The sequence below is a fragment of the Pseudomonas sp. V98_8 genome (assembly GCF_029967975.1).
Lineage (GTDB): Bacteria > Pseudomonadota > Gammaproteobacteria > Pseudomonadales > Pseudomonadaceae > Aquipseudomonas > Aquipseudomonas umsongensis.
In genome coordinates, this window is record NZ_JASCAE010000072.1 from 19,221 (window position 1) to 33,252 (window position 14,032).

Consider the following 14,032-nt stretch of genomic DNA (forward strand, 5'->3'; position numbering starts at 1 on the left):
CAACCAGCCGTTTAGCCTGCGCGCATTCCCTTATATCCAGTGAGACACGTGATGAATCCAGCGACCCAGCTGCCCCATGGCACCGCGACAATGACCCGAGGCATGGTGCTGCTGTTCGCCTTCTGCTGTGGTGCGATTGTCGCCAACATCTACTATGCGCAACCGATCATCGGCCTGATCGCACCGGACATCGGCCTGACCAGCACCATGGCCAGCCTGATCGTTTCGCTGACGCAGATCGGTTATGCCCTGGGCCTGTTCTTCCTGGTGCCTTTGGGTGATCTGCTGGAAAACCGTCGGCTGATGATCATCACGACCGTGGTGGCCATTGCCAGTCTGCTGGGCGCGGCGCTCACCGATCAGCCGAACGTGTTCTTGCTGATTTCGCTAATGGTGGGCTTCAGTTCGGTGTCGGTGCAGATCCTGATACCGCTGGCCGCACACCTGGCGCCGGAAGAATCTCGCGGCCGCGTGGTCGGCGGGATCATGGGCGGTTTGTTGTTGGGGATCTTGCTGGCGCGACCGGTGTCCAGCGTGGTGGCGGATCATTTTGGCTGGCGGGCAATGTTTGTGATTGCCGCGCTATTGATGGCAGCGATCAGCATCGTATTGGCGCTGACCATCCCTAAGCGCCAGCCTGACCACAGCGCGTCCTATGGCCAATTGCTGGGTTCGCTCTGGACGCTGCTGCGTCAGCAACCGGTATTGCGTCAGCGGGCGTTTTATCAAGGCTGCATGTTCGCCACGTTCAGCTTGTTCTGGACCGCCGTGCCGCTGGAACTGGCGCGCAATCACGGCCTGTCGCAAAGCCAGATCGCGATTTTCGCCCTGGTCGGCGCAATCGGCGCCATTGCCGCGCCTATTGCCGGACGCCTGGCCGACGCCGGCCATACCCGCATCGCTTCATTGCTGGCCCTGCTGTTCGCCAGCCTGAGCTTCCTGCCCGCGTTCATCCACCCCGTCTACAGCGTGATCGGCTTGGCCGTGACCGGCGTGGTGCTGGATTTCTGCGTACAAATGAACATGGTCCTCGGTCAACGCGCGGTCTACGCCCTGGACGCCAAGAGCCGCAGCCGCCTGAATGCGTTGTACATGACCAGCATCTTCATCGGCGGTGCGTTCGGCTCATCCGTGGCCAGCGCGGTATATGAGCACGGCGGCTGGCTGTGGATCGTGGTGGTTGGCAGTGCGTTTCCACTGTTGGCGTTGTTGCGCTTCCTGAGTGTTTCGCAGAAGGCTTCGTTGGCGACGGCGTAAAGATCCAAGCGTCTGGCGGGCCAGTAGGATCGCCCGCCAAGGCGGCGGTGTGCTCGTCGCCCGGTTCTAAATCGCCAAAATAGCCGGCACCGCAATCAGGCGCATGCTGCCGGCTCGTCGAGAAAGGCCAAGAGTTTTTCAACGGTTTGCTCCAGTGGCCCGGAGTTGTCGAGCACATGCACTGTCGGATCCTCGGCCAGCAGGCGCTCACCGAAACGGGCATTGCGCGCCAGGCGCTGGTCGATCTCGGCCAAGGACTCACGTCCACGCGCCAGCAAGCGCTGGCGCAGCACTGCCTGGTCCACGGTCAGCAATATCGCCAACACATTCGGATAACGCTCGCGAGTATCCTGCAAATGCCCCCGCGAGCCGTTCACCAGCACGTCCTGTCCAGCGGCGAGCCAATCGTCGATTTCCCGCGAGATGCCATAGGACAGACCATTGGCGTGCCAGCTCAGGGCAAACGCGCCCTGGGCCTGCATCTGGACGAACTGCTGCGGGCTCACGCCCAGTGCCGCCTCGCCCACGGCTTCGGCGGAACGCGTGATGACTCGGCGCACGATTCGGCAGCCACGCTCGGCCAACCGCGCACGCGCGGCATCGAGCAGGCTGTCCTTGCCCGAACCGGAAGGCCCGATGAGGTAGATCAACCTGCCTGCCATCCAATCCCCCGAGGGTCGCACTTTGCGTTATTGCCCGAACTGGCGCCCCAACCCACCCGGTACGCCATGGATATCGGTCTCTTCCCAGGGTCCTTTCGGGCTGATTGAACGGCTCCAGCCGTTATCCCAACGGTAGTAGGTGCGCTGGCGATAGAAGGTGTTCGGTTGATCGTCGAGCACATACACGCCCAGTTTCGGGTCCCAATGACTATTGCCACCAGGTGGCGGGGCGAAGCTGGCCGAGGTGCGTGGCAGCGGCTTGGCCGGTTTGGCGGGAGTCGTCGGCTTACTCGGCACCGTCGACGGCGTCGGTTTGGTACTGGGTTGCGACGGCGGAATCGGTGGGCGCGTCGGCTGTTCTGGTGGCCGCTGGACCGCACAAGCGCTCAGCCCCAAAACAACGCTGAGCAGGGTGATTCGAGCAATGGCGGTCATGGTGGCGTTTCCTGTTATTGATCCGGGTTTACTTATCCGGGCTATCGATGGTCAGTTGTTGCGGCGCGGTGGTGCTGCTGGCCAGGGGCTGGCTGCGACCGATCCACTCGCCTGCCGTTGGCTTGCCAGCACGGGAAATGCGCGCAACCAGTTGGACTTCAGGGAAGTTCGACAGTTTCAACTGCGGCATCATTGCATCGCCATCGCCCAATTCGACGGTGGCCGGCAGATCGGCCACGGTCAGGCGCTTGGCCGCCAACGGCGCGGGTGGGCCAGAGGTGGCGCGAGCGAAGATGAACACGCTGTCGCCCGGTTGGACCTTGGCCTTCAAGTCGGCCGCCAGGTCAACCCGGACCTTGAGCAGCGCTGCCGGCTTGGCCGCGGGCGCCTGGGCCACCTTGCCACCGCTGGCCACCAGTTTCTCGCTGGCGCGGGTAATACCGCCCTGCAGCGCAATACGGGACTGGTCATCCGGCGGCAGTTGCTCCAGCAGGCGATTCCAGTAGTCGATCGCTTCCTGATAACGCTGGCCTTCGAAGGCGGCGATGCCCAGCAGGCCCAGGCTGGTGACTTCTTTGGGGTCGGCCTTGAGCGCTTCGTCAGTCAGGGCCTGGACCTTGTCCGACCACTTCTTGCCATCGGCGAAATACTGGGCCTGGGCCCATTGTCCCAACAGTTCAGGCTGGCGCCCGGCCAGGTTGACGGTGCGCTCGAAGATCTTCGCCGCATCAGCCGGACGATCCTGGGTCATGTAGGTGCGACCGAGGAAGTACAGCGCTTCGGCGGAATCGGGCTGCGCCGCCACCGCGCGCTCCAGGCGCCGGGTCATTTCTTCCATCGACTGCGGCGCCTGGGCGAACTCCCGGGTCAGCTCGACTTTGTCGCTGGCACCGAAATGCAGGTACAAACCCAGGCCCAGCACCGGGACCAGGATGGCTGCCAGCAACGGTGCCGCCTTGCCCAGGCGCGTCACCCGAGGCGCGGCAACGCCTTCGGTGTCCGCGAGCAATTCACGGGCGGCTTCAGCGCGGCCGGCGTCCATTTGCGCGGCATCGAGCACGCCCTCTTGCTGCTGAACCTGCAGCTCAGCCACGCGTTCTTGATACAGCGCCACGTTAAGGGCAGTACGATCCTCTTCGAGCTGGGCGCGACGGCTACGCAGGACGGGGATCAGAAGAAAACTCAGGGCCACCAGAAGCAGCAGACCTGCAGCGAGCCAGAAATCAATCATTCTTGGTTTTTATCCAACAGTTGGTCGAGGCGCTCGCGCTCCTCGGCAGAAAGCGAGCCTGGCGTTTCGGCGCGTTGCACGCGACGACGACGCACGATCACCGCGATGATCACCACACCGCCCAGCAGCAGGCCGGCGGGGCCGAACCAGAGCAGTGCGGTCTTGGCGTTCAGGGCTGGTTTGTAGCGGACGAAATCACCGTAGCGATCGACCATGAAGTCGATGATCTGTTGGTTGTCCTTGCCCTCGCCGAGCATGCGGAAGATCTCTTTGCGCAGGTCGGCGGCGATCGGTGCATTGGAGTCAGCGATGTCCTGGTTCTGGCACTTGGGGCAACGCAGCTCTTTGGTCAACTCCCGAAAGCGCTCGCGATCACTTTCCTTGGCAAACTCGTAAGTGTCGATGGCAGCGTGGGCCACGCCGGCCAGGCTCAAACCCAGGACTACCGCGGCGATCCAGCGCTTCATGGCTTGGCCTCGTCGACCAGCGCCTGGTATTTGGCCGCCAGTTTTTCGCGCCAGACCTGTTCGTCGATCACGCCGACGAATTTATCGCGGATGATGCCCTTGGCGTCGATGAAGAAGGTTTCCGGGGCGCCATACACACCGAGGTTCAGGCCCAGGGTGCCGGCGTCGTCGCGAATATCCAGCTGATACGGATTATGGAAATCCGCCAGCCACTTCAAGGCGTCGGCATTGATGTCCTTGTAGTTGATGCCGTGGATCACCACGCCCTTCTCGGCCAGTTTGTTCAACACCGGGTGCTCGATCCGGCAGGAAATGCACCAGGTGCCCCAGACGTTGACCAATGCCGGTTTGCCGAGGAGGTCGGCGCGGGTCAGGGTCTTGTCGCCCTGCACCGCTGGCAGGGAAAACTCCGGGAAGGGTTTGCCGATCATTGCCGAGGGCAACTCGGCCGGGTCCAGGTACAGACCGCGATACAGGAAAACAGCCACCACCAGGAAAATTGCCAGTGGCAACAACATCAACCAACGCTTCATGCAGTCGCTCCCGTCATGCCAAGTGCTTCCCGCACACGGCTTTTCACCTTGACCCGATAACGCCGGTCCAGCGCTGCCAGCAACCCGCCCAGACCTGTGAGCAAACCACCGAACCAGATCCAGCGCACGAACGGCTTGACGTGCACACGTACTGCCCAGGCGCCATCCCCCAAGGGCTCGCCGAGTGCGACGTAGAGGTCACGGGTGAAACCGGCGTCGATCCCGGCTTCGGTCATCACCGAATTCTGTACGGTGTAGAGACGTTTTTCCGGGTGCAGGACACTGACTTCCTTGCCGTCCTTGATCACCCGCACGGTACCCTTGTCGGAGGTGAAGTTCGGGCCTTCGAAGTGTTTGGCACCTTCGAAGATGAACTGATAACCGCCCAGGGCCATGGATTCGCCAGGCGCCAGGCGCAGGTCGCGCTCGGCACTGTTCTGGCTCGACAACACCACGCCTAGGGCGCAGACGGCGATGCCCAGGTGTGCAACCTGCATGCCCCAGTAGCTGCGGGTCAGGGTCGGCAGGCCTTTGATCAGGCCTTTGTGGCGAGTCTTGTCGAAAATGTCACGCACACCGGCCAACAACACCCAGGCAGCGAGCATGAAGGTCGCCAGCACCGCCCAGTTGAAATCGCCGTAAGCCACGCCCGCCACCACCGCCAGCGCGGCGCTGCCGAGCAGCACCGGGGTGAGCATGCCCAGCAGCCATTTCACCGGGGTGTCTTTCCAGCGCACGATCACGCCGACCGCCATCACCAGCATCAACAAGGCCATCAATGGAATGAACAGCGCGTTGAAGTACGGCGGGCCGACCGACAGCTTGGCTCCGGTCATGGCATCGAGAATCAACGGATACAAGGTGCCCAGCAGGATCATCGAAGCCGCCACCACCAACACCAGGTTGTTGCCCAGCAACAGGGTTTCCCGGGACCAGAGATTGAAGCCGACCTGGCTCTTGACCACCGGTGCGCGCAAGGCGAACAGCGTCAGCGAACCACCAACCACGAACAGCAGGAAGATCAGGATGAATACGCCGCGCTCGGGGTCCGAGGCAAAGGCGTGCACCGAGGTCAGCACGCCGGAACGCACGAGGAAAGTGCCCAGCAGGCTCAACGAAAAGGCAGCGATGGCCAGCAACACGGTCCAGCTCTTGAACACGCCACGCTTTTCCGTGACGGCCAGCGAGTGAATCAGCGCGGTGCCCACCAGCCAGGGCATGAACGAGGCGTTTTCCACCGGATCCCAGAACCACCAGCCGCCCCAGCCGAGTTCATAGTAGGCCCACCAGGAACCGAGGGTGATGCCGATACCGAGGAAGGCCCAGGCGACGATGGTCCACGGCCGCGACCAACGCGCCCAAGCGGCGTCCAGGCGACCGCCCATCAGCGCGGCGATGGCGAAGGCGAAGGCCACCGAGAAGCCGACATAGCCCATGTACAGCATCGGCGGGTGCACGATCAGGCCGATATCTTGCAGCAACGGGTTAAGGTCGGCACCGTCGCCGGGCACTTGCGGCAGGATGCGCTTGAACGGGTTCGAGGTGAGGATCAGGAACAGCAGGAAACCGGTGCTGATCATGCCCATCACCGCCAGCACCCGTGCCAGCATGACTTGCGGCAACTGTCGGGAGAACACCGACACCGCGAACGTCCAGCCGCCGAGGATCAACGCCCACAACAGCAACGAACCTTCGTGCGCGCCCCATACGGCGCTGAACTTGTAGTACCAGGGCAAGGCACTGTTGGAGTTGTTGGCGATATAAGCGACGGAAAAATCGTCGGCCATGAACGCATAGGTCAAGCAGCCAAAAGCGAACAGCAGGAAGGTGAATTGTCCCCATGCCGCCGGCTGGGCCAGGCTCATCCAGAATCGGTCACCGCGCCAGGCGCCAACCAATGGCACGACGGCCTGAACCAGCGCAAAACACAGGGCCAGGATCATCGCCAAATGACCCAGTTCGGGAATAAAGATGCCGGAAGTCATGGATCAACCCTCCTTAGCGGGTGTTGGGGCGGATTGACCACTGTCTTTCAAGGCCTTGGTCACTTCCGGCGGCATGTACTTTTCATCGTGCTTGGCCAGCACTTCATCGGCCACCACCACGCCATCGGCATTGAGCTTGCCCAGGGCGACGATGCCCTGCCCTTCGCGGAACAGGTCCGGGAGGATACCGCGATAGCTGATGGTCACGGACTTGTTGAAGTCGGTGACGACGAACTTAACGTCCAGCGAATCGCCGGAGCGCTGCAGGGAACCGGCCTCGACCATGCCGCCGGCACGAATGCGCGTGTCCTGCGGGGCTTCGCCATTGGCGATCTGGGTCGGTGTGTAAAACAGGTTGATGTTCTGCTGCAGGGCGCTCAGGGCCAGGCCCACGGCGGCGCCGACCCCAACCAGGATCGCCAGAATGATGATAAGACGCTTTTTACGCAGCGGATTCACTTGCCGTTCTCCCGGCGCAGACGGCGCGCCTCTTGTTGCAGATACCGCTTGCGGGCCAGGATCGGCGCCGCCACGTTGAGGGCCAGCACTGCCAGGCAAATGCCATAGGCCGACCAGACATACAGGCCATGATGGCCCATGGCGAGGAAGTCGCCGAATGAAGCAAAACTCATCGAGCAACCTCCAGGCTGTTTTCAACTTCGGCCTTGACCCAACTGGCCCGGGCTTCGCGCTTGAGCACCTCAAGGCGCATGCGCAGCAGCAAGACCGCGCCGAAGAAACAATAGAAACCCAGCGCCGTCAGCAGCAACGGCAGCCACATCTCGGCGGGCATCGCCGGTTTTTCCGTGAGCGTGAAGGTTGCACCCTGATGCAGGGTGTTCCACCACTCCACCGAGTACTTGATGATCGGGATGTTGATCACGCCGACGATGGCCAGCACCGCACAAGCCTTGGCCGCACTGTCACGATTGCTGATGGCGTTGCCCAGCGCAATAAGACCGAAGTACAGGAACAAGAGAATCAGCATGGACGTCAGTCGTGCATCCCAGACCCACCACGAGCCCCAGGTCGGCTTGCCCCAGATCGCCCCGGTGACCAGCGCCACGGCGGTCATCCAGGCACCGATGGGCGCCGCGCACTGCAAGGCGACGTCGGCCAGCTTCATTTTCCACACCAGCCCGACGACGCCACACACCGCCAGCATCACGTAGATGGACTGTGCCAGCATGGCGGCCGGAACGTGGATGTAGATGATGCGAAAGCTGTTGCCCTGCTGGTAGTCCGGCGGCGCGAAGGCCAGGCCCCAGACCACGCCAACGCCGATCAGCAGCAACGCCGCCATGCTCAGCCATGGCAGCATTCTGCCGCTGATGCCGTAAAACCATTTGGGTGAGCCGAGCTTATGAAACCAGGTCCAGTTCATTGCTGTTTCCATCACGGTTGCTGCTCGCCATCACGAGACAGCCAAAGGGTCTTTACTGGTCAAATTTTGACCAGACCTCATTATTCGCCGACGCTGATCTTCAGGCCAGCGGCTATTGCAAAGGGTGTCAGGGTTATCGCCAGGGCGGTCAGGCTCCCAAGCCACAACAGATAACCGGTCGCCGGCATGCCCTGCAAGGCGGCCTGCAAGGCGCCACTGCCAAGAATCAACACCGGGATGTACAACGGCAGGATCAGCAACGCCAGCAACAGGCCGCCACGCTTCAAACCTACCGTCAACGCCGCGCCCACCGCACCGAGCAGGCTCAGTACCGGTGTACCCAGCAATAAAGAAAGCAGCAACACCGGCAGACAGGCGGCAGGCAAACCGAGCATCAACGCCAGCAAAGGCGCGAGCAAAACCAGTGCCAGGCCGGAAAACGCCCAGTGTGCCAGTACCTTGGCCAAAACCAGAAGAGCCAGGGGGTGCGGCGAAAGGACCCACTGTTCGAGCGATCCGTCCTCGAAATCACTGCGGAAGAGCCCGTCCAGCGAGAGCAGGACCGATAAAAGCGCCGCCACCCAGACCAGTCCCGGAGACAAGGTTTGCAACAATTGCGACTCGGGACCGACCGCGAGCGGGAACAGCGAAACGACGATGGCGAAGAACACCAGCGGGTTGGCCAGTTCAGCCGGACGGCGGAACAACAGACGGGCTTCGCGGGCAACCAACAGGCCAAAAACACTCATACGGCCCAGTTCCCCAGATCAATGTCACGGTACGCGGCCGGCACGCGGCTCAGCGTGTGGTGAGTGGTCAAGACCACCATGCCACCGCGCTCGCAGTGGCCTGCCAGGTGTTCTTCGAGCTGCGCCACGCCTTGCTTGTCGAGGGCGGTAAAGGGCTCATCGAGTATCCACAGCGGTGGGCTGTCCAGATAAAGCCGCGCCAGCGCCACTCGGCGCTGTTGACCCGCGGACAGCGTATGGCAGGGAACATCTTCGAAACCGCGCAGCCCGACTGCGGCCAGGGCCTGCCAGATTGCATCATGGGAAGCCGGTTGATGCAGGGCACACAGCCAGCTCAGGTTCTCTTGCGCCGTCAGCAAATCCTTGATGCCGGCGGCATGGCCGATCCACAAGAGATTGCGCGCAAGTTCTGTGCGTTGTTCGCTCAGCGGCTGACCGTTAAGCAGTACTTGACCGGCGGTTGGGTGCATCAGGCCGGACAACAGGCGCAACAGGCTGGTCTTGCCACTGCCGTTGGGGCCGCTGATTTGTACCATTTCGCCACTGGCCATTCTCAAATCGAGATTTTCGAAGAGCAGCCGAAGGTCTCGCTCACAAGCAAGGGCAACGGTTTGCAAGACTGGACTGGTCAAGGGTTCACGGGCCTTATACGGTTCAAGTCGGCGCTGGCGCGGCCGTTAAAGAGATGCAGAATAAAGGTATTGGCGGCCCGGACGAGAGAGCTGCGTCAACTAACTGGGAAATTTTCCGCATTCTGTATACAACGGGGCGGCATTATACATGCCATTTCCTACTCTCAAGCGTGCAATTTCCCAAGGTTGTGACCGCGTATGACAGGCGAAATGAACATCCTCCCCCTACCGCAGGCCACCGCGACGACCCCGCGTGCGCCAGCGGTCAGTGGCGAGTTGCTCAAGCTGCTGACGCCGATGGAGGGCCTGATCAGCGCCGGCCAGACCGCCAAAGCTGAAGTGCTGTCGCTCAAGCAGGCGGATCAGGCCTTTCAATTGCTGCTCAAGCTCACTCTCGAGAGCGGCCGGCAGACCACGCTCCAGGCCCTCAGTAATCAACCCCTGGCCCAAGGCAGCAGCATCGCGGTTACCCAGCCTTCGGCGGGCAACCTGGCGGTCACCGTGCAGCAAGCCATCGCCGCCAGCGTCGCCACCCTCACCCGTATCGACACTGCGAAAATGCCGGTGGGCACCCTGCTGCAGGGTAAGGTGCTGACCTCCCAGGTGTTGCCGACTGTACCGGGGCAAGCCACGGTATTTCGCTCGATGGTCAGCCTGCTCAATACAGCGCTGAGCGGCAGCACCCTCAGCATCGACAGCACGCAACCGTTGCGCATCGGCACGTTGCTCAGCGCACAGGTAGAGGATGGTCAGACCCTCAAGTTCGTGCCCTTGAGCAGCCGCCAGGAGCAACTGGCCGTGACCCAGCAATTGCTCAGCCAACAAAGCCGCCAGGGTTCGCTGGATAGTTTGCTCAAACAGCTGCAAAACCTGCCAGCCTCGACGCAGACTTCCAGCGAGCTGCGCACGGCCGTGGACAGATTGCTCGCCGGGCTGCCGGACATCCAGCAATTGAGCAGTGCCAAAGGCCTGGCCCAGGCGTTGGCCAGCAGCGGAGCCTTCCTGGAGTCGAAATTGCTGGGCGGCCAGAACCAGGCGCCCGACATGAAAGGCGACCTGCTCAAACTGATCGGCCAGTTATCCTCCGGACTACCGGCCAGCCCCCAACTCAGTGCGATCATCGCCGCCAACACCCTGGCCCAGGCCATGCCGAGTTTCGTGCGCAATGCCCTGGGCATGCTTGGCCAGGTCAGCGCCAAGCCATCGCCGACCGGCTTTCCGTTGCCTGAGCGGCTGTTGCAAAGCGCCGACGGCGAAGACGACCTGGAGCATCTGTTGCGCCTGGCCGCTGCAGCAGTCTCACGCCTGCAAAGCCACCAGTTGTCGAGCCTTGAGCAGACCGGCGTCACGCCGGATGGGCGATTTATGAGTACCTGGCAGCTGGAGATCCCGATGCGCAACCTGCAGGACATCGTGCCGTTGCAGATCAAGTTCCAGCGCGAAGAGGCTCCCGAAAGAGAACAGCCCAAGGAACGCCAGGAAGAACGAGCACCCAAGCAACAACTGTGGCGCATCGAACTGGCGTTCGATATGGAACCGCTCGGGCCGTTGCAGGTGCAGGCGCAGCTAATCCAGGGCAGCCTCAGCAGCCAGCTGTGGGCCGAACGCGCCTTCACCGCCAGCCTGATTGAAAGCAACCTGGCGGCATTGCGCCAGAGAATGCTGGCAGCCGGGCTGAACGTCGGCGATCTCGACTGCCACCAAGGAAAACCACCCCAAGGTCCGCAAACCCGTCTCGAACAACGCTGGGTCGATGAAAACGCATGAAAAACCCCAACGCCCCCCGCCAGGCCATTGCCCTCAAGTACGACGGCACTCACGCCCCTACCCTCACAGCCAAGGGCGATGAAGAACTGGCGGAAGAAATCCTGCGCATTGCTCGTGACTGCGAAGTGCCGATCTATGAGAACGCCGAACTGGTGAGCCTGCTGGCGCGGATGGAGTTGGGGGACAGTATTCCGCAGGAGCTTTATCTGACGGTTGCCGAGATTATTGCGTTTGCTTGGAATTTGAAGGGCAAGTTTCCGGCGGGGCAGGATCTTTATACAGTGGCAGTGGAACGAGATATCACGGAACAGGGAGATGATTATTGACGGGCGAGGTGTTGACCGCCCTCATTTAGAGAGACAGCCAACACCATAACGTGCTAAACCCTGATCAGGCTGCGCGATCACTGGTTTCCAGCCGAATGTCACCCGCGGTCACTTTGCCGCCGTTCCATCTGACAAGAATAAAAGAGATGCGCAATCCTACAAGGGGTAACAAATGCCCCATCCCCACGAAGTCACGCCCGAGCAGGTCATAGAGATGACCATCAAGTGCGGACCGAACCGCACCCTTCGCCCTGGGCGTTATGACTGGCCAACCCGGAGCTTCCAATTCAAAAGACTCGATGATTCCAGTATGACGATTTGATTGTTGCTCCATGAAATGCACTCCTTGATTCGAAACTTATACATGAATTATCAAACTTGCAATGCAAGTTAGAATTCAAAGTAAAGAACTCGCAAAAAGAGCACAACTATCAGAAGTAACGGGACGCAGATAACTTCGATCCGAATTAACTTGCATCGAATAAAAACTTGCGCCGTTAAATAACGATAAACAGCGATGATAATTCGATTGTCTACACTGGCAAACCAGCGCCTGAAGATATTGCGTACGCCCGCCAGCGGGCGGTTATGATCGTTCCCATGCTCTGCGTGGGAATGCAGCCCGTGACGCTCTGCGTCACATCTGGAAGCGGAACGCGGAGCGTCCTTGGAGCATTCCCACGCAGAGCGTGGGAACGATCTGCTCAGAGCGTGGGAACGATCCGCCCTCAGTTCTTGTGCACCTTGCTCATCAACTCCGCCTCGGCCTGGGTCAGGCCACAAGACTGGGTCAGTTCGTCGACACTGGCGCCCATTCCGACCAGCTTCGCCGCCTGGTCAAACGACAGGCTCTTGGGATCGCGTTGTTCCAGCCGGGTGAGTTTGTCCGGCAATGGCGCGACGAGCGTGCGCAATTCATGCAGCTCTTCGCCCATGCGCACATTGCCGTCCTGGTAGTTGTCGACGCGCCGGCCCAGGTCCTTGATGCGCTGGTCACGCTGCGCATCGCCCTGGGCCTGTTGCGCGGCGATCAGCTTTTGCCCACGGATGTAGGACAAGAACATTGCCAGCGTGCCTGCCCAGAACAGGAACAGGACAATCACCGCCACCTCTAGAATCAATCAGATACTCTCCAGTTCCGACCATTCTTCTTCGCTCATCATCTTGTCGAGTTCGACCAGGATGAGCAGTTCGTTGTTCTTGTTGCACACGCCTTGAATGAACTTGGCGGACTCTTCGTTACCGACGTTCGGCGCTGTCTCGATTTCCGACTGACGCAGATAAACCACTTCGGCCACGCTGTCGACCATGATCCCGACCACTTGCTTGTCGGCTTCGATGATGACGATGCGGGTGTTGTCGCTGATTTCGGCATTCATCAAGCCGAAGCGCTGGCGGGTGTCGATCACGGTGACCACGTTGCCGCGCAGGTTGATGATGCCCAGCACATAGCTCGGAGCGCCCGGTACCGGGGCGATTTCGGTGTAGCGCAGGACTTCCTGGACGCGCATCACGTTGATGCCGTAGGTCTCGTTGTCCAGCTTGAAGGTGACCCATTGCAGGATCGGATCTTCGGAACCCTTTGCCGCCGTCGCCTTGTCATTCATACCCTGATCCCCTCAAGAAACCGCCCTGGCGGTATTGTTCTGTTATGTAGGTTTATGCGGCGGCTTGCTGCCGCCCATGTGCCGGGCTCCACCGCTGGCAATCAATTCGGCCAGTTCGGAAACATCGAGCAATGCACACATGTGTTCGATCACCGTGCCCGCCAGCCATGGCCGCTGGCCACGGTGGCTACGCCATTTGATTTCGTTCGGGTCCAGGCGCAACGAACGACTGACCTGGTGCACCGCCAGCCCCCACTCGTAGCCCTGGACGGAAATCACGTATTGCAAGCCCTGCTTGAAGTCCTCGCGGTAACGATCGGGCATGACCCAGCGTGCCGTGTCCAACACCTTGAGGTTGCCCGCCTGGCTCGGCAGGATGCCAAGGAACCACTCCGGCTGGCCGAACAACGACGTTAGCTCGTGTCCGGCCAGTGGATAGATCGAGCCCAGGCACACCAGCGGCACTGCCAGGGTCAACCCGGCGACATCGAACAACAGGCATTCGAAGGGCTCGGCCGCCCAGGCCGGACGACCGTCGGTTTCTGCCGGTGGCGGCGTGTTGGCGGGTGGCAGATGGACTTCGACCACGGGTGGTACCCGCACCTGTTGCACTTCGGCAGGGGCAGGAACCAAAATTTCTGGTTCGTCCATGGCCGGCGGCGCCAAGGCTTGCAGCAAGGGTGCGATAGTCGAGACCGGTGCCAGAACGGGTGCCGGGCTGTCGACCACGGCGACGGGTGCCTGCGCAATAGGCGCTGCCACCTGTGAGGTCGCCACTACGGCATCGCGAGCTTGCTCTTCAAGCACCGCAGCCTGGAATTCGTCCAGCGCAGCTTCAACCTCGACCACCTCGGGAGGGGCTTCGAAGGGCGGCGCAAGTTCCTCAGTGATGTCTTGCAGCAGGCTGTCCAGATAAGACTGAAGCGCCAGCTGTGGCCGTGAGGTGATCTTCAATGGCCGGTTCATGGGCGCGCACCTGTAGGAGCTGCCGCAGGCT

At 61.2% G+C, this 14,032-nt stretch carries 18 protein-coding genes; 3 read left to right on the forward strand and 15 right to left on the reverse strand.

Annotated features, from left to right (window positions below; all coding sequences use genetic code 11):
- Positions 1–51 precede the first annotated feature (51 nt).
- Positions 52–1,257, forward strand: a complete 1,206-nt coding sequence (locus QLG10_RS22365; protein WP_282488044.1) for an MFS transporter — start codon at positions 52–54, stop codon at positions 1,255–1,257.
- 95 nt (positions 1,258–1,352) lie between these two features.
- Here QLG10_RS22365 and phnN read toward each other — a convergent pair whose 3' ends face one another.
- The 11 genes from phnN to ccmA all read right to left on the reverse strand — a co-directional run bounded on the left by phnN (position 1,353) and on the right by ccmA (position 9,335).
- On the reverse strand, positions 1,353–1,919 hold the full coding sequence (gene phnN / locus QLG10_RS22370) for a phosphonate metabolism protein/1,5-bisphosphokinase (PRPP-forming) PhnN (RefSeq protein ID WP_282488045.1): 567 nt from the start codon (positions 1,917–1,919) through the stop codon (positions 1,353–1,355).
- A 27-nt stretch (positions 1,920–1,946) separates the two neighbouring features.
- Positions 1,947–2,354 carry a hypothetical protein gene (locus QLG10_RS22375; protein ID WP_110746201.1) on the reverse strand — a complete coding sequence of 136 codons (408 nt, stop codon included), beginning with the start codon at positions 2,352–2,354 and terminating at the stop codon, positions 1,947–1,949.
- A 28-nt stretch (positions 2,355–2,382) separates the two neighbouring features.
- Complete coding sequence (gene ccmI, locus QLG10_RS22380) at positions 2,383–3,585, reverse strand: c-type cytochrome biogenesis protein CcmI (RefSeq protein ID WP_110746199.1); 1,203 nt, start codon at positions 3,583–3,585, stop codon at positions 2,383–2,385.
- Entirely contained in the window at positions 3,582–4,052 is a 471-nt protein-coding gene (locus tag QLG10_RS22385) for a cytochrome c-type biogenesis protein (protein ID WP_110746197.1), read from the reverse strand. The genes ccmI and QLG10_RS22385 overlap by 4 nt, the downstream gene beginning before the upstream one ends.
- Entirely contained in the window at positions 4,049–4,585 is a 537-nt protein-coding gene (locus QLG10_RS22390) for a DsbE family thiol:disulfide interchange protein (RefSeq protein ID WP_110746194.1), read from the reverse strand. The genes QLG10_RS22385 and QLG10_RS22390 overlap by 4 nt, the downstream gene beginning before the upstream one ends.
- A complete protein-coding gene (locus QLG10_RS22395) occupies positions 4,582–6,570 on the reverse strand; it encodes a heme lyase CcmF/NrfE family subunit (RefSeq protein ID WP_110746193.1) in 1,989 nt (662 codons plus the stop codon). The genes QLG10_RS22390 and QLG10_RS22395 overlap by 4 nt, the downstream gene beginning before the upstream one ends.
- 3 nt (positions 6,571–6,573) lie before the next feature.
- Positions 6,574–7,029, reverse strand: a complete 456-nt coding sequence (gene ccmE, locus QLG10_RS22400; protein ID WP_110746191.1) for a cytochrome c maturation protein CcmE — start codon at positions 7,027–7,029, stop codon at positions 6,574–6,576.
- Positions 7,026–7,202: a heme exporter protein CcmD gene (gene ccmD, locus QLG10_RS22405; RefSeq protein WP_008055370.1), complete on the reverse strand. Its 177-nt coding sequence runs from the start codon at positions 7,200–7,202 to the stop codon at positions 7,026–7,028. The genes ccmE and ccmD overlap by 4 nt, the downstream gene beginning before the upstream one ends.
- Positions 7,199–7,954 (reverse strand): heme ABC transporter permease, encoded by a 756-nt coding sequence (locus QLG10_RS22410; protein ID WP_110746190.1) that lies wholly within the window; start codon positions 7,952–7,954, stop codon positions 7,199–7,201. The genes ccmD and QLG10_RS22410 overlap by 4 nt, the downstream gene beginning before the upstream one ends.
- Positions 7,955–8,034: 80 nt before the next feature.
- Positions 8,035–8,703, reverse strand: coding sequence for a heme exporter protein CcmB (gene ccmB, locus QLG10_RS22415; protein WP_007980754.1), 669 nt, complete (start codon positions 8,701–8,703; stop codon positions 8,035–8,037).
- A complete protein-coding gene (ccmA, locus tag QLG10_RS22420; protein WP_110746188.1) occupies positions 8,700–9,335 on the reverse strand; it encodes a cytochrome c biogenesis heme-transporting ATPase CcmA in 636 nt (211 codons plus the stop codon). Before ccmA ends, ccmB begins: the two co-directional genes overlap by 4 nt.
- A gap of 198 nt (positions 9,336–9,533) precedes the next feature.
- Here ccmA and QLG10_RS22425 point away from each other — a divergent pair, with 198 nt between their 5' ends.
- Both QLG10_RS22425 and QLG10_RS22430 read left to right on the forward strand, forming a co-directional pair.
- A complete protein-coding gene (locus tag QLG10_RS22425; RefSeq protein ID WP_282488046.1) occupies positions 9,534–11,102 on the forward strand; it encodes a flagellar hook-length control protein FliK in 1,569 nt (522 codons plus the stop codon).
- Positions 11,099–11,428: an EscU/YscU/HrcU family type III secretion system export apparatus switch protein gene (locus QLG10_RS22430; protein ID WP_282488047.1), complete on the forward strand. Its 330-nt coding sequence runs from the start codon at positions 11,099–11,101 to the stop codon at positions 11,426–11,428. The genes QLG10_RS22425 and QLG10_RS22430 overlap by 4 nt, the downstream gene beginning before the upstream one ends.
- 64 nt (positions 11,429–11,492) lie before the next feature.
- On the opposite strand, the gene QLG10_RS22435 is transcribed toward QLG10_RS22430, so the two are convergent.
- From QLG10_RS22435 to QLG10_RS22450, 4 genes are all read right to left on the reverse strand, one after another.
- Positions 11,493–11,762 (reverse strand): hypothetical protein, encoded by a 270-nt coding sequence (locus QLG10_RS22435; RefSeq protein WP_282488048.1) that lies wholly within the window; start codon positions 11,760–11,762, stop codon positions 11,493–11,495.
- A gap of 394 nt (positions 11,763–12,156) precedes the next feature.
- Positions 12,157–12,549, reverse strand: coding sequence for a DUF2802 domain-containing protein (locus QLG10_RS22440; RefSeq protein ID WP_020796980.1), 393 nt, complete (start codon positions 12,547–12,549; stop codon positions 12,157–12,159).
- Positions 12,550–13,035: a chemotaxis protein CheW gene (locus tag QLG10_RS22445; protein ID WP_007980742.1), complete on the reverse strand. Its 486-nt coding sequence runs from the start codon at positions 13,033–13,035 to the stop codon at positions 12,550–12,552. It abuts the gene before it with no gap.
- Positions 13,036–13,077: 42 nt separating this feature from the next.
- Positions 13,078–14,001 (reverse strand): chemotaxis protein CheW, encoded by a 924-nt coding sequence (locus QLG10_RS22450; RefSeq protein ID WP_282488049.1) that lies wholly within the window; start codon positions 13,999–14,001, stop codon positions 13,078–13,080.
- Between the last annotated feature and the right edge of the window lie 31 nt (positions 14,002–14,032).